Origin of the sequence: Pseudomonas sp. NFX98, from assembly GCF_047784845.1 — a bacterium.
Lineage (GTDB): Bacteria > Pseudomonadota > Gammaproteobacteria > Pseudomonadales > Pseudomonadaceae > Aquipseudomonas.
This window is the reverse complement of record NZ_JBLNNF010000016.1, coordinates 97,630-116,272: the sequence shown is the minus strand read 5'-3', so window position 1 is coordinate 116,272 and position 18,643 is coordinate 97,630. Positions and strand designations below refer to the sequence as shown.

Annotated in this window: 19 protein-coding genes; 10 read left to right on the top strand and 9 right to left on the bottom strand. The window is 61.9% G+C overall.

Annotated elements, in window-relative coordinates:
• Nucleotides 1-136 precede the first annotated feature (136 nt).
• Together ACM110_RS21215 and ACM110_RS21210 are read left to right on the top strand one after the other, a co-directional pair.
• Nucleotides 137-643 carry a sigma-70 family RNA polymerase sigma factor gene (locus ACM110_RS21215; RefSeq protein WP_416129328.1) on the top strand — a complete coding sequence of 169 codons (507 nt, stop codon included), beginning with the start codon at nt 137-139 and terminating at the stop codon, nt 641-643.
• Nucleotides 640-1,392, top strand: coding sequence for an anti-sigma factor family protein (locus tag ACM110_RS21210; protein ID WP_416129327.1), 753 nt, complete (start codon nt 640-642; stop codon nt 1,390-1,392). The genes ACM110_RS21215 and ACM110_RS21210 overlap by 4 nt, the downstream gene beginning before the upstream one ends.
• Before the next feature lie 81 nt (nt 1,393-1,473).
• On the opposite strand, the gene ACM110_RS21205 is transcribed toward ACM110_RS21210, so the two are convergent.
• On the bottom strand, nt 1,474-2,310 hold the full coding sequence (locus ACM110_RS21205; RefSeq protein WP_416129326.1) for an IclR family transcriptional regulator: 837 nt from the start codon (nt 2,308-2,310) through the stop codon (nt 1,474-1,476).
• 244 nt (nt 2,311-2,554) lie between these two features.
• On the opposite strand from ACM110_RS21205, the gene ACM110_RS21200 reads away from it, so the two are divergent.
• The 7 genes from ACM110_RS21200 to ACM110_RS21170 are packed head-to-tail and all read left to right on the top strand — an operon-like array spanning nt 2,555 to nt 9,074.
• Complete coding sequence (locus ACM110_RS21200; protein ID WP_416129325.1) at nt 2,555-3,580, top strand: ABC transporter ATP-binding protein; 1,026 nt, start codon at nt 2,555-2,557, stop codon at nt 3,578-3,580.
• Nucleotides 3,577-4,446, top strand: coding sequence for an ABC transporter permease (locus tag ACM110_RS21195; protein WP_416129324.1), 870 nt, complete (start codon nt 3,577-3,579; stop codon nt 4,444-4,446). Before ACM110_RS21200 ends, ACM110_RS21195 begins: the two co-directional genes overlap by 4 nt.
• A gap of 6 nt (nt 4,447-4,452) precedes the next feature.
• Nucleotides 4,453-5,247, top strand: a complete 795-nt coding sequence (locus ACM110_RS21190; protein WP_338581937.1) for an ABC transporter permease — start codon at nt 4,453-4,455, stop codon at nt 5,245-5,247.
• A 7-nt stretch (nt 5,248-5,254) separates the two neighbouring features.
• Entirely contained in the window at nt 5,255-5,545 is a 291-nt protein-coding gene (locus ACM110_RS21185) for a (2Fe-2S)-binding protein (RefSeq protein ID WP_416129323.1), read from the top strand.
• On the top strand, nt 5,542-6,897 hold the full coding sequence (locus ACM110_RS21180) for an FAD-dependent oxidoreductase (RefSeq protein ID WP_416129322.1): 1,356 nt from the start codon (nt 5,542-5,544) through the stop codon (nt 6,895-6,897). Before ACM110_RS21185 ends, ACM110_RS21180 begins: the two co-directional genes overlap by 4 nt.
• A complete protein-coding gene (locus ACM110_RS21175; protein ID WP_416129321.1) occupies nt 6,894-8,009 on the top strand; it encodes an NAD(P)/FAD-dependent oxidoreductase in 1,116 nt (371 codons plus the stop codon). The genes ACM110_RS21180 and ACM110_RS21175 overlap by 4 nt, the downstream gene beginning before the upstream one ends.
• Nucleotides 8,010-8,027: 18 nt before the next feature.
• Complete coding sequence (locus ACM110_RS21170; protein WP_338581941.1) at nt 8,028-9,074, top strand: ABC transporter substrate-binding protein; 1,047 nt, start codon at nt 8,028-8,030, stop codon at nt 9,072-9,074.
• A 944-nt stretch (nt 9,075-10,018) separates the two neighbouring features.
• Here ACM110_RS21170 and ACM110_RS21165 read toward each other — a convergent pair.
• The 7 genes from ACM110_RS21165 to ACM110_RS21135 form a co-directional block, all read right to left on the bottom strand.
• A complete protein-coding gene (locus tag ACM110_RS21165; RefSeq protein ID WP_416129320.1) occupies nt 10,019-10,990 on the bottom strand; it encodes a spore coat U domain-containing protein in 972 nt (323 codons plus the stop codon).
• The gene (locus ACM110_RS21160) at nt 10,987-13,344 is read right to left on the bottom strand and encodes a fimbria/pilus outer membrane usher protein (RefSeq protein ID WP_416129319.1); all 2,358 of its coding nucleotides are present in this window, start codon (nt 13,342-13,344) and stop codon (nt 10,987-10,989) included. The genes ACM110_RS21165 and ACM110_RS21160 overlap by 4 nt, the downstream gene beginning before the upstream one ends.
• Before the next feature lie 52 nt (nt 13,345-13,396).
• A complete protein-coding gene (locus tag ACM110_RS21155) occupies nt 13,397-14,155 on the bottom strand; it encodes a molecular chaperone (protein ID WP_416129371.1) in 759 nt (252 codons plus the stop codon).
• A 43-nt stretch (nt 14,156-14,198) separates the two neighbouring features.
• The gene (locus ACM110_RS21150; protein WP_416129318.1) at nt 14,199-14,699 is read right to left on the bottom strand and encodes a spore coat U domain-containing protein; all 501 of its coding nucleotides are present in this window, start codon (nt 14,697-14,699) and stop codon (nt 14,199-14,201) included.
• Nucleotides 14,700-14,703: 4 nt separating this feature from the next.
• Entirely contained in the window at nt 14,704-15,240 is a 537-nt protein-coding gene (locus ACM110_RS21145; RefSeq protein WP_416129317.1) for a spore coat U domain-containing protein, read from the bottom strand.
• Nucleotides 15,241-15,260: 20 nt separating this feature from the next.
• A complete protein-coding gene (locus tag ACM110_RS21140; protein ID WP_416129316.1) occupies nt 15,261-15,794 on the bottom strand; it encodes a spore coat U domain-containing protein in 534 nt (177 codons plus the stop codon).
• A gap of 105 nt (nt 15,795-15,899) precedes the next feature.
• A complete protein-coding gene (locus tag ACM110_RS21135) occupies nt 15,900-16,427 on the bottom strand; it encodes a spore coat U domain-containing protein (RefSeq protein ID WP_416129315.1) in 528 nt (175 codons plus the stop codon).
• A gap of 282 nt (nt 16,428-16,709) precedes the next feature.
• Between ACM110_RS21135 and zapE the strand changes: the two genes are divergently transcribed.
• Nucleotides 16,710-17,825 (top strand): cell division protein ZapE, encoded by a 1,116-nt coding sequence (gene zapE, locus ACM110_RS21130; RefSeq protein WP_416129314.1) that lies wholly within the window; start codon nt 16,710-16,712, stop codon nt 17,823-17,825.
• Between the two features lie 84 nt (nt 17,826-17,909).
• On the opposite strand, the gene ACM110_RS21125 is transcribed toward zapE, so the two are convergent.
• Nucleotides 17,910-18,614 (bottom strand): YebC/PmpR family DNA-binding transcriptional regulator, encoded by a 705-nt coding sequence (locus ACM110_RS21125; protein WP_416129313.1) that lies wholly within the window; start codon nt 18,612-18,614, stop codon nt 17,910-17,912.
• Nucleotides 18,615-18,643 lie beyond the last annotated feature (29 nt).

The window sequence follows — 18,643 nt, the reverse complement described above, 5'->3', positions numbered from 1 at the left end:
CGCGAGTGAGAAGAATCAGGCAGACGAACCGCGCAGCGGTTTATTCCCTCGCGCGGTATTTATTTTTTCGGGCGTGGAATAACCTCCAGTCCCGGGCGTCTTCCTAGTCCACAGCGTAGTGACTAGTCAGTACTTCATGAACGATATCGACGAACAACTGAGAGAAATCATTCCCAGATTGCGGCGATTTGCCGTGTCGTTGACGCGCAACTCCAGTAGCGCCGACGACCTGGTTCAAGCCAGCCTGGAGCGTGCGCTGTCGAGTTGGGGCGCCAAACGTGCCGACGGTGATCTGCGCGCCTGGCTGTTTTCGATTCTCTATCGACAGTTTCTCGATGCTCATCGACGTTCCCGGCGCTATGCACGGATGCTTGAATTTTTCACCGGGCGCGACGATGCGCAGCCTTCGGCAGAGCGCACCGTCATCGCGCAATCGACCCTCAACGCCTTCGACCGACTGCCCACCGAACAGCGCGCTCTGCTGCTTTGGGTATCGGTCGAAGGCCTGAGTTATAAAGAGGTCGCCGAGATTCTCGACGTACCCACCGGCACCGTGATGTCCCGCCTGTCCCGGGCCCGCCAGGCCCTGCGCGAACTCAGCGATGGCGAAATCACCCGCCCAGCTCTGCGGAGACTCAAATGATCAGCATGCCCCCAAGCGAGCGTGACCTGCACGCTTACGTCGACCATCAACTCAACGAAGACGACCGACGTCTGGTGGAGACTTTTCTTGCAAGTAATACAGACGTTTCCGCACAGGTCCGCGCCTGGCAGCAGGACGCCCAGCAACTGCGCGCGGCGCTCAGCGGTGCGTTGCAGCAACCGGCCAACCCGGCGCTTGATCCGGCGATGATTCGTCAGCGCCTCAAACGCCAATCGCGGCGACACCTGGCCAGCGCCGCGGTGTTGCTGATTGCGGTCAGCGTCGGCGGCTTCGGCGGCTGGCAGGCTCGGCAAATGACCTTCATCAGCACTCAGCTACCGATGACCGATGCCCTGCAAGCCTATCGCCTGATTGCCCAGCAAGAAATATTGCCGGCCGATTACAAGGCCAGCGATGACGGCGACATGCAGGGCTGGCTCGACCGTTACTTCACCCAGGCCAATCGCCTGCCCGATCTTGCCGGCGCCGGATTCAAACCGGTGAGCGGACGCTTGCTCAGCACCGAACAAGGGCCGGCGGCGATGGTGGTCTACGAGAATCAGGGCGGGCAGAAGATCAGCTTCTACGTGCGCCCGCCGGGGCCGAAAAACTATCTGCTGCCGAGAGGGAGCCGCAGTGATGGTGGTTTGCAGGCTGAATATTGGTCAGGGGGCGGCTACAACTATGCGATGGTCAGCCCGACCGATACGCCGGCGGCGCAGATGCTGAGGCAGACCGTGCAGTTTTAGACAATCAAAAGATCGCAGCCTGCGGCAGCTCCTACATTGGAATGCATTTCCCTGTAGGAGCTGCCGCAGGCTGCGATCTTTTCACCCCTGCCCAAACACCTGCGAAGGCCTGCGCAGCAACGGATCGAACGGATTGATCCGCGGCCCGATCAGCGCCGCTTCGCGCTTGAGCATGTCCACCACCGTCGGCAAGCGATCCGGCCCGAGGCGATCACTCACCGTCGCTACACTCAACGCCGCCACCGCCCGCCCCTCACGATCGAGAATCGGCACCGCGACCCCGGCCATGCCCTGCAACACGCCGGTGTTGCGTCCGGCGTAACCAAGCTTGCGCACGTTCTCGACTTCCGAGCGCAAAAACACTTCGTCGTACAGATGGAAATCCTTGAGCCGTGGCAGGTTGTAATGGATCACCGTGTCGCGCTCTTCTTCCGGCAGAAACGCCAGGATTGCCAGGCTGCCCTGCCCCACGCCCAGAGCCACGCGCCCGCCGATATCACCGGTAAAGGTGCGAATCGGAAACGGCCCTTCACTGCGATCCAGGCAGATCGCATCAAAGCCGCAACGCGCCAGCAAAAACAACGAATCACCCAGCGACGCCGACAGCCGCAACAACGCCGGGCGCACCAGTTCGCGCAGGTTGCCGCTATTGCCCGCACGGGCGGCCAGGGCGAAAAAATCCAGGCTCAGTCGATAGCGTTTGCTGCGCGCGTCCTGCTCGACCATGCCCTCGTCCATCAGGCTGCGCAGCAAGCGGTGAGTGGTCGGTTGCGACAAACCGATATGTTGCGCCAGTTGCGTCACCCGTTCTCCGCCCTCAACCGTATCGCCCAACGCACGCAGCACCCCAAACAGTCTTGAGACGGCCCCGACTCCGACTTCATTTTTGCTTTTATTCCGCTCAATGGAATCTGACATGTCATTTCTCGACAATTAATTTACTGATCGAATAAAACTGAAAATAGTCATCGCCTCAGTGAAATAGGCCATTGAGCCATCCTAGTCTTCGTCCTAATCTGCGTCCAGACGGGGCGATTCGAACAACAACGGCAGCCGACTCAAGTCGAGCGCCAGCGTACCCCCTGCAACACTTTTCGTATCTGCCCATACAAAAAAGCGCGCCCTCGGGCGACGCATAACAATCTCAGGTGGAGGCGCAGGCATGGCTTTTGTGCAACTTGAAAAACTCGGCAAACGCTACGGTGAAATCGACGCCGTGGTCGCCACCGACCTCTCAGTCGAGAAAGGTGAATTCGTTTCTCTGCTCGGCCCTTCCGGGTGCGGCAAAACCACCACCCTGCAAATGATCGCCGGCTTCGTCGAAGTCACCAGCGGGCGCATCTTGCTCGACGGGCGCGACATCACCCACGCCAAACCCGCCAGCCGTGGCCTGGGCGTGGTGTTCCAGAGTTACGCGTTGTTCCCGCACATGACCGTCAAGGACAACGTTGCCTTCGGCTTGCGCATGCGCAAAGTGCCGAGCGCCGAGATTCAGCAGCGGGTCGAGCGGGTGCTGAAACTGGTGCGCCTCAATCAGCACGCCGAGCGTTACCCACGGGAACTGTCCGGCGGCCAGCGCCAGCGTGTCGCCCTGGCCCGGGCGCTGGTGATCCAGCCGCCGGTGCTGCTGCTCGATGAACCGCTGTCCAACCTCGACGCCAACCTGCGCGAAGAGATGCAATTCGAGATCCGCCGCATCCAGCGCGAAGTCGGGATCACCACGCTGATGGTCACCCACGACCAGTCCGAAGCGTTGTCGATCAGTGACCGCGTGGTGGTGATGCAGGCCGGGCGCATCACCCAGATCGATGCGCCCTACACCCTCTACGAACACCCGCGCACCGAGTTCATTTCCGGCTTCGTCGGCAAGGCCAATCTGTTGCCCGGTGAGCGCGACACGGCGGGCGTGGTTCAGGTGTGCAGTCGTGGCGACGGTGACCTGACCCTGAGCCTGCGCCCGGAAAAAATCGACCTGCGCGACGCCGGACATGGCCGCTTGCAAGGCAAGATTGCCAGCCGTTTCTTTCTCGGCAGCCAATGGCTGTACGGCGTTTCAACCAACCTCGGTGAACTGTGCGTGGTGCGCCGCAACGACGGCTCGGCACCGCTGAGCGAAGGCACCGCCGTCGGCCTCGATTGGGACGCGGCGCTGTTGCGCGTGCTGAGTGTCGACGAGGTGACGGCATGAGTACGCTTGCCGCCATCCGCCAAGGACGCCAGGGTTACTGGCTGTCGGCACCGGCCCTGGCCTTGTACCTCGCGCTGCTGGTCATCCCGCTGGCCTTGACGCTGGTGCTGTCGTTCAACGTCTTCGACTACAGCTCGGGGATCGACGGCGACGCCTTCACCGTCGAGCACTACAGCATCCTGCTGGGCGATCCGTACTTCTATGAAATATTTCTGCGGACCTTGTGGATCAGCGCGCTGACCACTTTGCTTTGCGTGCTGATCGGCGTGCCCGAGGCCTACATCCTCAGCCGCATGGGCACGCCGTGGCGTTCGATTTTCCTGATCCTGATCCTCACGCCGCTGTTGATTTCGGTGGTGGTGCGCGCGTTCGGCTGGAGCCTGTTGCTCGGCGCCGACGGCCTCGTCAACCAGACCCTGCAAGCCTTCGGCGGCTCGCCGGTGAAGCTGCTCTACACGCCGTTCGCGGTGGTGATTGCACTGGTTCACGTGATGCTGCCGTTCATGATCATTCCGGTCTGGACCTCGTTGCAGAAACTCGACCCCGCCGCCGAACAAGCCGCGCTGTCGCTGGGCGCCAGCCAGTTCACGGTGATTCGCCAAGTGGTGCTGCCGCAAGTGATGCCCGGCATTTTGTCCGGAACGCTAATCGTGTTCGGCCTCGCCGCCAGTTCCTTCGCGATTCCCGGGCTGCTTGGCGGACGCCGCCTGAAGATGGTCGCCACGCTGATCTACGACCAGTACCTGTCGGAGCTCAACTGGCCCATGGGTGCGGCGATCGCCGTGGCCCTGCTGCTCATCAACCTGCTGATCATGCTGTCGTGGAACCGCATGATCGAAGGCCGCTACAAGAAGTCATTGGGGTAACTCGCCATGTCCAGGAACGGTCCTTTCGCCCTGTTGTTTCACACCCTGGTGGTGCTGTTCATGCTCGCGCCGCTGGTGGTGGTGTGCCTGGTGGCCTTCACCCCGGAGAACACCCTGAGCCTGCCGACCACGGATTTTTCCCTGCGCTGGTTCCGTGCGGTGTTCGAGCGCGCCGATTTTGTCGATGCGTTCTACAACAGCCTGATTTTGGCATTCAGCGCTGCCTCGCTGGCGACCCTGATCGCTGTGCCCGCCGCGCTGGCGATCACCCGTTTCGAGTTTCCCGGCCGGGACTTTCTCAATGGGTTGTTCCTGTCACCGATCATCATTCCGCACCTGGTGCTGGGTGTGGCGCTGCTGCGTCTGTTTGCGCTGATGGGGGTCAACGGCAGCTTCGCCTGGCTGATCTTCGCCCATGTGCTGGTGATTACGCCGTATGTGCTGCGGCTGGTGTTGGCCTCGGCCATCGGCCTGGACCGCAGTGCCGAACACGCAGCGCAATCTTTGGGTGCCGGGCGTTTCACGCTGTTCCGGCAGATCACTTTGCCGATGATTCTGCCGGGTGTCGCTGGCGGTTGGTTGCTGGCGTTCATCAACAGTTTCGACGAGGTCACGCTGTCGATCTTCGTCACCTCGCCGGCCACGCAAACCCTGCCGGTGCGCATGTACGTGTACGCCACCGAATCCATCGATCCGATGATGGCGGCGGTGTCGGCACTGGTGATTGCGCTGACCGCAGTGACCATGATTCTGCTTGATCGGGTCTATGGCCTGGATCGGGTTCTGGTAGGGAAACAATGAGGACGCCATGGCGCTGCTGAAACGACTGGCCGAAGGCGACCGCCCGGCCCTGGACTTTACCCTCGACGGCCAACCGGCCACCGCCTTGCTCGGTGACACCGTGCTGACGGCGGTGCTGACCTGCAGCGAACACCTGCGCGGCAGCGATTTCAGCGCCGAACCCCGCGCCGGTTTCTGCCTGATGGGCGCCTGTCAGGATTGCTGGGTGCGCCTGGGCGATGGCCGCCGAGTGCGCGCTTGCTCGACGCTGCTCGAAGCCGGGCAACAAATCAGCCGCGAACCGGGGCGATCGTTATGAAACCAGTCGTCATCATCGGCGCCGGGCCCGCCGGTATTCGTGCCGCGCAAACTTTGGTCGAGCATGGCGTACGCCCGGTGCTGCTGGATGAAGCGGCGCGCGGTGGCGGGCAGATTTATCGGCGTCAGCCGGCCAATTTCAAGCGTTCGCCGATCAAGCTGTATGGCTTCGAAGCGCGCAAGGCCAGTGCGCTGCACCAGACAATCGACACCCTGCGCGAGCAACTCGATTACCGCCCGGAAACGCTGGTCTGGAACGCCGAGGATGGCGCACTCGACATGTTGCAGGAGGGCCGGGCCGGGCGACTGGCGTTTTCCAAAGTGATCGTCGCCACCGGCGCCACCGACCGGATTCTCCCGGTACCGGGCTGGACCCTGCCCGGCGTCTACAGCCTCGGCGCCGCACAGATCGCCTTGAAATTCCAGGGCTGCGCCATCGGCGAACGCGTGGTGTTCGCCGGCAGTGGACCGCTGCTGTACCTGGTCGCCTATCAATACGCCAAGGCCGGCGCGAAAGTCGTCGCCGTGCTCGACAGTTCGCCGTTCAGCGCCCAGGCCCGCGCCCTGTCCGGCCTCCTGGCGCAACCGGCCACGCTGGCCAAAGGCATTTATTACCGAGGCTGGTTGACCGCCCACGGCATCGCGGTACATCAGGGCGCAACGTTGAATCGCATCGACGGTGAACAGCGCGTGCAGTCGCTGAAATGGTCCGACTCTAACGGCCAACATCAGCTGGACTGCGACGCCGTTGCTTTCGCCCACGGCCTGCGCAGCGAAACCCAACTCGCCGACTTGCTGGGTTGTGAGTTCGCCTGGAACCCGCTCAATCGCGCCTGGCTGCCAACTCGTGACAGCGCCGGTCGCAGCAGTGTCGCCGAGGTCTACCTGGCCGGTGATGGTGCCGGGATCATGGGCGCAGACGCTGCGGAGATGGCTGGCGAGCGTGCCGCGTTGGCGTTGCTCGAAGACATCGGCTACCTGATCCCGCCGCAACGCCCTGCGCAACTGGAACAGGCGCTGCAACGCATCGGCGATTTTCGCCAGGGGTTGGAACGTGCTTTTGCCTTTCCCGACAACTGGGCCGCCGACGTCGCTGATGACGTGACGGTCTGCCGCTGCGAAGAAGTGTGTGCCGGTGACATTCGCCAAGTCGTGCGCGAAGGCCACTGGGAAATCAACCGGGTCAAGGCGCACTGTCGGGTCGGTATGGGCCGTTGTCAGGGCCGTATGTGTGGCGCCGCTGCGGCGGAAATCATTGCCCGCGAAAGCCAGCGCCCGGTATCCGAAATCGGTCGGCTGCGGGCCCAGGCACCGATCAAACCGTTGCCATTTGGCCTGGAGATCGAAGCATGATCGACGTCGACGCAGTGATCATTGGCGGCGGTATCGTCGGCGCCTCCGCAGCGCTGTTTCTCGGCAAGGCCGGTCGCCGCGTGGCGTTGCTGGAACGGGACTTTTGCGGTTCGCATTCCAGCGGTGTGAACTACGGCGGCGTGCGCCGACAGGGCCGCCCGCTGTCGCAACTGCCACTGTCGCAACGGGCGCATGCGATCTGGGCGCAACTGCCACAGTTGATCGGCATCGACGGTGAATATCAACGCAGCGGTCACTTGAAACTCGCCCGCAGCCTCAACGATCTGCACGCCCTGCAAGACTATGCCGACAGCAGCCAGGGTTTCGGCCTCGATCTGCAAGTGCTCGACCGCGCGCAATTGCGTGCGCGGTTTCCATGGGTCGGCGACGTGGCGGTGGGCGCGTCGTATTGCCCGGATGACGGTCACGCCAATCCACGGTTGGTGTCCCCGGCGTTTGCCCAGGCCGCACGGCGACATGGCGCGCAGGTGCATGAGCAATGCGCTGTGACCTCGGTTGAACATGACGGCCAGCGCTTCCGCGTGTGCACACGAACCGGTCTGGAGTTGCACACGCCATGGCTGTTGAACTGCGCCGGCGCCTGGGCCGGCAGCCTCGCCGCGCAATTCGGCGAGCCGGTGCCGATGCATTCCGGGCACCCGGCGATGCTGGTGACAGAGCCTTTGCCGCTGGTGATGAACGCCAGCACCGGCGTCGAGGGTGGCGGCATTTATGCGCGTCAGGTGGCGCGCGGCAATTGCGTGTTGGGCGGTGGCCAGGGCTTTGCCCTCGACGACGCTCGCGCCCGCCCCGGTCAAGGCGCGGTGTTGGAAATCCTCCGCCAGGCCGTCGAGCTCTATCCATTTCTTGAAGGCGCCCAGGCAATTCGTACCTGGAGCGGCACCGAAGGTTACCTGCCAGATCGCCAACCGGTGATCGGTCACAGCCGTACCCAGCCAGGTCTGTTGCACGCGTTCGGCTTCGCCGGCGCCGGTTTCCAGATCGGCCCGGCGGTGGGCCAGGCGCTCACCGAAATCATCTGTAGCGGCGCGTCAAAGACGTCGCTGGATGCGTTTTCCATCACCCGGTTTCACTCCATTTCCGTAGCTTGATAGAGGAAGGTCGCGCCAATGAAAAACTTCAAACGCACTGCTCTGCTCGGTTTGTCCTGCATGAGCGCCCTGCTCACCGTCACCCAGGCCCACGCCGAACCGACGCTTTACCTGGGCATGAACGGCGGGACCATGGAGCGGCTCTACGCCGACAAGGTGCTGCCGGCCTTCGAGAAGGCCAACAACGTCAAAGTGGTGATCGTGCCGGGCACCTCCGCCGACATCCTGGCCAAGGTCCAGGCCAGCAAGGGCAACCCGCAGATGCACGTGATGTTCCTCGATGACGGCATCATGTACCGCGCGATCGCCATGGGCCTGTGCGACAAACTCCAGGACAGCCCGACGCTGGAACAGATTCCGGCCAAGGGACGGATCAAGGAAGAAGCCGTGGCCGTCAGCCTTGGCGTCACGGGGCTGGCGTACAACACGCGCCTGTTCAAGGAAAAAGGCTGGAGCGCGCCGACCTCCTGGATGGACATGGCTGACCCGCGCTTCAAGGACAAACTGGTGTTCCAGTCGATGGCCTCCTCGACCTTCGGCCTGCATGGTTTCCTGATGTTCAACCGGATTCAGGGCGGCAGCGAAACCGATGTCGAGCCGGGGTTCAAGGCCTGGCCGAACAGCGTCGGGCGCAACGTGCTGGAATACATTCCGAGCTCGGCGAAAATCTCCGAAATGCTCCAGACCGACGAAGCGGCGCTGTTCCCGCTGACGCCGACCCAGGTCACCGCCCTGAAACTCAAGGGCATGCCGGTGGAGTACGCGCAGCCGAAGGAAGGCGCCGTGGTACTTAACGTAGCCGAGTGTGCGATCGCCAACAACACGCAACCGGAACTGGCGCAGAAACTCGCGGCGTTCCTGCTGACGCCTGAAGCCCAGGCTGCGGCGCTTGAGGATGGTGACCAGATTCCTTCTAACCCGAATACCCCGACGACCGATCGCACCCGTGGGCAGGTTGAGGCGATGAAACAGTATCTTCAGACGGCGATTGCGGTGGATTGGGATCAGGTCAACGAACAGCGCCCGGCGTGGAATGCGCGGTGGAATCGGAGTATTGAGCGGTAGATAGCGTTTGCGTGGACACAGCAGTTGCTTGTGGGAGCAAGCTTGCTCGCGATGGTTTTGTGTTGGGCGATGAGTATTTTTTGGGTGTACATATCCGTTGCTGCGGTAACGGCGGCTTATGGTTCCGCCCTTACGGCGGGTCACTTTGGAAAAGCCCCAAAGTAACCAAAAGGCTTTGCCCCTGACGTTCGGTGCCTCGCTGTGGCTCGGCATGCCCTCGCTCCGGTCCTGCTCCGTGGGCCCGCCGCCATCGGCCATCCATGGCCGTGGGCGGCTAACCCGGCATCCTTGCCGGGTTGCCCACTGCGCAGAACCTCCACTCGGCCTCTCGAGGGTGCAAGAAGATCAAAAGCCAAAGCAAAAGCGAGGCGGCCTACCGGCCGGCCTGGCTCTTGAAGCATGCGCGTTTCTCTGTAGGAGCTGTCGAGTGCAACGAGGCTGCGATCTTTTGATTTTGTTTTTTACAAGCGAGATCAAAAGATCGCAGCCTTCGGCAGCTCCTACATTGGGCGTGATACAGCACAAAATCGGGTCGGCTGTCAGGCTGGCTCCCACAGTGGAACGGCGCACACCCAAGCTTTTCACCACTCAACAGGCCGAGCGTTAGCTCGCCTGCCGCTTTTGATCCACCCGCCCCATCGGAAGGCTGAGTGGAGGTGTTCATCCGGGGCTGGGCGCGCAGCGCCGTGCGGCGAAGCCGCACACATCGAGAGGAGGTCGTCGCGAAGCAGACCGGAGGCGATGCCCCAGGATGAATGCCGGAGCGAAGGAACCCCGAGCTCTAGCGAGGGGCCGTACGTAAGGGGCGAGCGTTTTTTGCTTCCTTTTTTAGGCGCTTGTAAAAAAGGGAGTCGCCGTAAGGGCGAAACCATAAGCCGCCGTCACCGCAGCAACGGATATGTACCCAATCAACCAAGAACCTGGTCGGCCCAGAGGCCGCCAAGTCAAAACCCAACATCAAGCACAACGCTATCCAGATAAGTCCCCGCCGGCGGCGTCACCTGATCCGTATAAACCTTCGCGTTGTAATTAAAAACCTGACTCCCTGTACCCAACCCATTCCCAGGATTAACCTCGGCATCCGTACTCGCCCGCCGCGCACTGCCCACATTGCCCCAGCGAGTCGTCCCGGCACTTTTGAAAATATCGTAAGCCAGATAATTCCCGCCAGACACCATCCGCCGCCGCCCCCCGACACTTACCGGATTCTGCCCATCCCCCAACCCGACGGTATACGCACTGCCCTTGGTACACGCCAGGTTTATGGTCTGCCCGGTGACCGGAGCAAACGCACTGACCACCGGCGCACTGCCAAACGCAATGTTCGGCACAGTGATGGTGCAGTCATTCGCCACCGTCATGTTCACCGTCAGCGTGGTGGTGCCGCTGCTGATATCGCGCCCCAGGCAAATGTCACCGATGCCAATACCGGAGCAGTAATTCCAGCTCCAGAAAATGCTCAGGGTTTCGCTGTAGACCCCGGCGGCGACGTTGCTGCCAACAATCGTGCGCAGGTAAAGCGGCACGGTTTTCGGCACCGTGCCGTTGAGCAGGCCCAAGGCATCGATGATGCCGTTGCGGGCAAAATCGTACGCCATGCCACGGGTCAGCGGGTAACTGGTACTGTTGTTGGCGTAAATCGTGTAGCCGATGACATCGCCGGTGGGTCCGCGCAAGCCGCTCTGGGTCGACGTGATCGTGGCATAAAAATGATCATTGGTCGTCAGCAACGACAGCAGCGAACCGGTACAACTCAAGCCACCGTTGAGCGTGGAACTGGGCTGCGACGTGGTGCGCACGGCAATCGAACTTTGCGAACCGAATCCCGCCGGCGTGGTACTGACCACCGAGCACAAGGCCCACGCCGATCCCGGCAGCCATAGCGCCAGCAGCATCAGCCACTTCGCCATGTTCATTGGCACACCAGCGGACCGATCAACGGGATCTGATCCTGGTTCATGTCCACGGCAAACTGCACTTGGCAGGTTTTGCCATCGGCCAGGGTAACCTGCAGATTGTTCTGCGGCTGCAGGTTTTCCAGGTACACCAGCCCGTCCCAACCGACCACGGTTTGCGTGCCGCTCTGCGTGTGCAAAACGCCGCTGCCCAAGGCCAATTCCTGCTGTTGTGCGTCCACCAGCACGATGCTCGCGGCGATCACCCGGCTCAGTGGAAACTCCAGCAAATAGCCGCTGCCACGACGCACCGCAATGCGTTGCTCGACGTTCGGGCTGCGCACGTTGGCCGGTAGATTCAGCGGATCGATTTCGTATTTTCCACGGTAATAGGCACTGCTCCACGGCACGAGCAAATGGCCGTTGCGATCGGTCTGGCCGACCTGCTGGTTTTCGTAGCGCACCGGGATGTTGGCATAGCCGTCGGTGCTGACCACCACGAAGGCATCGTCGATGCGGTTGGCGGCGAACACCTGGCGGTCCATCCACACCAGCGAACCGCTGGCATCGGCCCAACGCGTTTCGGCGTCGCTGGTGCCGTAGACACCAGCCTGCAATTGCACCGATTGCAGGCGCCAGGTCAGGTCGGCCTGCCGGTAATCCGCGCCGTCACCCTTGGCGTAGCCGAGATTGAAACCCACCCCGCCCTCGGTCGGTACGGCGCGGCTGTAATTGACGCGTTGTTGGGTTTGCCCGGTCTTGCTGCGCTCGCTGCTGATGGCCAGGCTGCCGCGCAGGTCGAAGGGAATCACCAGTTGTGCCTGCACCGCCCAGTTGCTGTCGCCGATCTCGCGATTAGCCGACAGGTAAAAACTGCTGTTGCGCCACAGCGGTTTGCTCCACGTCAGGTTGAGCAGGCGCGTGCGCGAATCGTCCGCCGCGCGCACGTCGAAATACCCGGCGCCCAGGCTGCCCCAGGTATCGAGGTTCACGCTCAGGGTCGCCTGTTCACTGCGCGTGCTGAGCGTGGTGTACGAGTTGTCGACAACCGTCAGGTCAGCGTATTGATCGCGCCGTTGCAGGCGCTGCCACGAAAAACTGAAACGCTGGCTGCTGTACTGATATCCGAGGCTCATCTGCTGACCGCTTTCACCGTCGAAACGGCTTTGGCTGATGGCGCTGTTGAGTACGCCGAAATTGCCCAGGCGCACATTGCCGCCGACACCGCCAAGGGTCAGGGCGTCCGAAGCTTCGGCGTGGCTTTCCAGGGTGAAGTTGTCGCTCAGGCCATAACGCAGGCTGCCGGACGTTACGCCCGGGCCGTAACTGAAATCGCGCAGGCCGTAATCCTGGCGCAAGGTGCCGGCGGCCAACGAGAAGTCGCTCAAGCCTTTTTGCAGCAGGCTGCTGGTGACGTAGAACGGCACCGTGGTCGAGACCTGTCGACCCAATGCATCGGTGGTGACCACTACGGCTTCGCCGGCGCCGTTGATGAAGGGAATGTTGGTCAGCGTGTAGGGACCGGGTTGCAGATCGGCGCTGCTGGATTTGTAGCCGTTGATGAACAGGTCCACCGACGACGGCACCGCCGCCTCCCCGGCAAACTGCGGCAAGGGATAGGTCACCAGATCCGGGCGCACGCCGAAATCCCTGGAAAACTGCACCCCGCCCAGACGCACCGAATTGCTCCACGGCAAAGCGCCGCTGACCAGATCCCCGGCCTCGTAGGTCAGCAGCCGCTCATCATCGGAGTAACGCCAGGTAGTGTCGTAGCGCAGGTAACCATTGCTCAACGTACTGACTTCGTCACCAGACAGCGTGCGGCGATATTGCCCGGTATTGGATAGAGTGCCCCAGCTGTCGAACAGCCGCACTTCGTTCCAGGCTGCGAGATAAGTGCCGGCATCATCGGTGTCATTGAGGTACAGGTCATAGTTGAACAACGCGCCAAAACTGCTCAGGGCCGGAGTGCGCGGGTAGGCCTCGCGGCGGCCGACAAACTGTTCGGGCAACCAGTCCGGCGGCACGTCCAACAGCAAGCGCTGGCCGTTGCTGTCGTACTCGCTATGCAGGCCCGGCAGGCTGTCGAGGCCGACTTCGGCACCGATGTCTGCCGGCAGTTTCATTCCGGTATCGCGCAATGCACTGGCCGGGAGGAAAAACTGCCCGTTGCGCTGCTCGACCGCCACGACTCGTCCGGTGTTCATCTGGTTGACCACCAGCTCCAGAAACAACTGCGCATCGGCCACAGCCTCCATGCCGCTGGGCGGAGGCGGCAGGTCGCCGGCCTCTGCGTGATGAACGATCGCCAGGCAACATACCCAACCCACGGCCCACAACGGACGCTGAACACTGCGAGCCCAACCCTGGTTCATTACTACTTTTTGTCCGTCATTGGACTGTTGACTCCTTTACCTCATCCGGCCTTCATCGCGATGGCGCAATACTCTGCACCTGCGACGCGCCATTGACCCGCACCTGCAACGCCGGTTCGCCGGCAACCGGACCGGGCGCAGGCCAACGCATGATGGCGCCGGGCAACACGTAGCCCAGCAGTCCTTCAACCAAGGGTTTGGTCTGGCTGCCCTGCTTGAGTGCCACATCGGTCAGCCGCGCGTGCACCGCGCCCTGGTTGCGCACTTCCACATATGGCTTGCCGTCCACGGCCACCGTGCGCCAGGTCAGGTTCGGCAGGCCGATGCCTTTCGGATCGCGCTGGCGGGTGGTGTCTTCCTTGCTCCACAGGCCTGCGCCATAGGCGAACAACGGCACCGAGTAGCGCATCTGGAAACGAATCGCCGCCGCGGTTTTGCCGTCATCCGCCTGAGGTGGTTTCGCCGAGGGAATTTCATCGATGATGATCCGGTAGGCCAGCTCCTGACCCGGCGGAACATCCCGGGTTCGCGTCAGGCGCACCAGTTGCTTCTGGCCCGGCTCGATCTTCGCCACAGGTGGACTGCCGATCACGTCGCGCTGGTTCTGGTATTGATCGTTGAAGCCGCTCTGGCTCCAGGCAAACACGCGGATTTGCAGATTGGCCGTCTCGCTGCCGCGATTTTCCAGCCACAAGGCGCTGGCCTGTTGATCGGCCTCCAGCACCGGATCGATCGGCCAGATCAGCACCGAACTGGCCGCCTGCACCTTGCCCACTCCCAGTAACAGCATCGCCGACAACGTGCATCGCATAACCGGTAACCACATACGCTTGCTCCTTGTTCAAATCGCTCCGTTACCACGACAACTGCACTTGCAGCACATCGCTGTAGGTTCCTCCCGGCTGATTGCCCGGTAACTGCACCTGGCCGTAGATCGGCAGGCTGATGTTGTTTGCGTCGCTGTACGCCACCGCCACGCTTTGGCCGATCCCCAAGACCTGGCTGAACGCCGCATCGCGAAACAATTGATACGCCACCCGGTTGCTGCCGGTGGTGAGCTGCATCTGTCGCCCGCCATTGTTGTACTGACCGCCATCGACGCTCATGTTCAGCGTCACCCCCGGCGTGCATTGCAACTTCACCCCGCCGGTCAACGCGACCTGGACCGGACCAGTGGCCAGCGCCGAGCGGCTGCCGAAATTCAGGCTGCCGTAATTGGAAACGCCGCCGACCACCAGGCAACCGGCGGTCACCGTGGCGCTGACCTGGAAGCTCTGGCTGGTCACCGCCGCCAGCGGCAACGGCACACTGCCAACGCACAGCAGCAGAAACGCCGCACAAGCATGGCGGGCCATGGCGCTAGAACGTCAGTTCGACGGCGACGGTGTCGGTGTAAGTACCGGCAGGTAAACCAGCCTTGCCCAGCGCCTGACCGTAGATGTTCAGGGTCTGCGCCACGCCGGTGCTGGGGGCGAGGTTGATCACGCCGTCAATCGCCAGCAACTGCGAGTGCCCGGCATCGGTGTACAAGTCATACGGCACGTAGTTGGCAACCCCGTCGTACAGTGCTCGGGTACCGCCCGCCGATTGCCCGTCATGGGCGCCGGCACGGACCTTGACCGTCGGCGTGGTGCCGCTGGAGCAGAGAATCGACAGCGCCCCGCCGCCACCGCCCAGCACCTGGCCGCTGGCCGAAGTGAACAGGCTGTTGGCGGTGCCGAAATTCAACGCGCCGAAGTTCAGGTTGGTGGAACCGCCGACACCGTTGACCTGACAACTGCTGGTCAGGATCAGGCTGGAAGTGATCTGGCCGGTGACCGTGGTGGCGGCCGTTGCGCTGGACGCCAGCGTCAGGCCAAGCAATGACAATCCGATCCTTGATGCAAACGTACGCATGGTGTCCGTCCTCTACGGGATTACCAGTCGAGCGTCACCGTCAGGGTGTCGGTATAGACACCGGCCGGTAGCGCGCGGGTATTCGCCACCACCGAGCCGAATACCGGAATCGGTATCTGCGCCCCGCTGGTAACAGCGAAATTGTGTTGTTGGCCGATGCTGTAGCTGCGGTTGCCGGAAGCATCGAGGAACAATTGATAAGGGATGGTCTGGCTGCCATTGCTCAGGCGCCGGGTGGTGCCATCGCCATGGGTGCCGCCGTCGATGGTGACGGTGAAACCGGTGACTGACGGGTTGCAGGCCACGTTCAGCTTGCCGCTGGCTTCGTCGCCGAGACTGGCCTTGATCGGGTTGTTCCAGGTCGGGCCTTGCTGACCGAAATCGAGGGTGCCGAAGTCGGCGACCGGGCTATCGGGGTTGGCCCCGTTAGTCACTTCGCAACCGGCGATGAGGGTTAGCCGCGCCTGAATCTGCCCGCTGATTGCGGCCTGCGCGACACCGCCCGTCAGTAGCAGTGCGCCGATGGCGATAACCCTGAAAAACTCGCTTGTCATCACACCAATCCCAATTCCTTCAGGATTAAACACACGGTCGTTCGCTCGCGAACGCCTCCTTCCCTGCACAATCCGGCTCCGCCAGATTGTTTGCTGCCGATCCACTCACCAGCTGACCGTCACCTTCACCAGATCCGAATAGCGACCGACTCGCACAATGTCCGCCATGGGTTCGATGCGGGCATACAAGGGCAAATCCACTGAGCCGCTGTCCGGCACGCGACCGCTCATCGGCACATCCACCGCCAGCGGGATACGCCGCGCCGGGTCCTGATACAGCCGATAGGGAATGGGTTTGCTGTGCTCGGCGTCGGCCGCCATGTAGCGCACGTCGCCGACGCCGCCATGCAGGCCGCCATCCACGCGTAATTGATATGGGGTATCGGGGTTGCATTCGAGCCGGGGCAAGCGCTCGTTCATCAGCGCGGCGCTCAATGGCCCGGCAGGATCATCCAGGCGCGCGGTGCTGCCGAAGTCCAGCACGCCCAGCTGCTCGATTCCTGCGCTGCGTTGTTGCCCGACCAATTGACAGCCGCGCTGCACATCGACCCGTACCTCCACCTGGAGTTCGGCGGCCGATACTGTCGCACTGAGCCCTGCGCCCAAGACTGCCAACACCACACGTCCATTCACGGCCCCATTCCTTTTGAGGGGTGTCTTATAGAGTCAGGTTAGCAATGCATCGGGAAATCGCCAGTCAGCTAACGATAATTGGATCCATGAAAAGCAGTGATTTTATAGTGCCACTACCGCCCAGAAGCTCGACAGCTTCGGGTTATAAGCTGTACACACCGCAGCATTTTGTCTAATTACATCCATATTCCATCGACACAACTGGAAGCACATTCATCGCTCTGGTTACACTACGCCGCCGCAGCTCGGGGAGCCTGCCTGAAGATCACGGGGTGACATCCAGTGGCCGTTCGACCGCCCAACCGTTCACGTCTCACACCACGCTGGCCGTCACTTCGCCGCCTGTTCGGCAAAGCCTCGGCCGCGCCTGCGACCGGTCGGGTCATCCACGACTACTTTCACCACAAGGCCCATGCCCAGGGCTACACCCTCAGTCACAGCCAGCAACGCGTGATCGACTGCATGGCGCAACACGCCACGACGTTGACGGGCGCTGCGGCGAAAACCCTGCCGGGGCTCTATCTGCATGGTGCCGTAGGCCGTGGCAAGAGCTGGCTGCTGGACGGGTTCTTCCAGGCCATTCCCCTTGCGGAAAAACAACGCCTGCACTTCCATGAATTTTTTGCCTGCCTGCACCAAGGGATGTTCCGCCATCGCGATCAGCCGGATGCGCTGGCGACCACCCTCGATGAATTGCTGCGTGATTGCCGGGTGTTGTGTTTCGACGAGTTCCACGTCCATGACATCGGCGATGCGATGTTGATCACGCGCCTGTTCAAAGCATTGTTCCGCCGAGGCATCCTGCTGCTGGTCACTTCCAATTACCCACCGGAAGGCCTGCTGCCCAATCCGCTGTACCATGCGCGCTTCAAACCGGTGATCGATCTGATCAACGCGCGCATGCAGGTGATGGAAGTCGGCGGGCCGCACGACTACCGCAGTCAGGTCAGAACCCATGCGCAGCAATTGTTCACTCAAGGCCAGTACGTCTGGCCCGCCACGCAGGCGCAACGTCAGGCCTCCAACCTGCCTGACGCCGATGCCGCCGCCATTGCCTTGCCGGTCGGTACGCGCCACTTGCCGGCACGCTACTGTGAAGGGCGCACCATCGGTTTTACCTTCAGCGATTTGTGCGATCAGCCCACGGCAGTCATGGATTATCTGGAATTGTGCCGACGCTTCGATCACTGGATCATCGATGAACTGCCCAACCTGGCGGACTGTTCGATTGCCGCCCAGCAGCGTTTCATCAATCTGGTGGACGTTCTGTACGATCAGGACAAGCACCTGATCCTGCTCGGCCAACGCTCGTTGCGTGAAAGCCTGGACGGTGATGCGATTGACCTGGCGCGTACGCGCAGCCGGTTGGGGCAGCTGGTGGAGGTTCGGGAGACATAGATCAAAAGATCGCAGCCTGCGGCAGCTCCTACAGATGTATGTGAAACCCTGTAGGAGCTGCCGCAGGCTGCGATCTTTTGGTGATTAACCCGCCAACCCGACAAACATGTCCTGCACGTCGTCGTGGTTATCGAGGCCTTCGAGGAACGCTTCGACTTCAGCCATCTGCTCATCGCTCAAACCGCTGACCGGATTCTTCGACTGGTAACCCAGTTTGGCCGAAAGCACGGTGAAGCCTTGCTCGGGCAGGGCTTTTTGTACCGCGTCGAGGTCGGTAGGCTCGGTCAGGAACAGGGTCGCGCCGTCTTCGCCCGGTTCGAAATCCTGGGCACCGGCTTCGATCGCAGCCATTTCCGGATCGGCGTCCGGGGTGTCCGGCGAGGCTTCGATCATGCCGACGTGGTTGAAGTCCCAGGCCACCGAACCGGAAGCGCCCAATTGGCCCTTGCGGAACGCGACGCGGATTTCAGCCACGGTGCGGTTGATGTTGTCCGTCACGCATTCAACGATCAGCGGCACCTGATGCGGGGCGAAGCCCTCGTAGGTCACGCGATGGTATTGCACGGTTTCGCCCAACAGGCCCGCACCCTTCTTGATGGCGCGGTCCAGTGTTTCCTTGGGCATCGAAGCTTTCTTGGCCTGTTCAACCACCAGACGCAGGTGTGCGTTGGTGGTGGTATCGGCACCGTTGCGCGCAGCAATGGTGATTTCCTTCACCAGTTTGCCGAAAATCTTGCCCTTGGCGTTGGCTGCCGCTTCTTTGTGTTTAACCTTCCACTGTGCGCCCATTACTCACTCTCTTGTCTATGGCGCCGAGA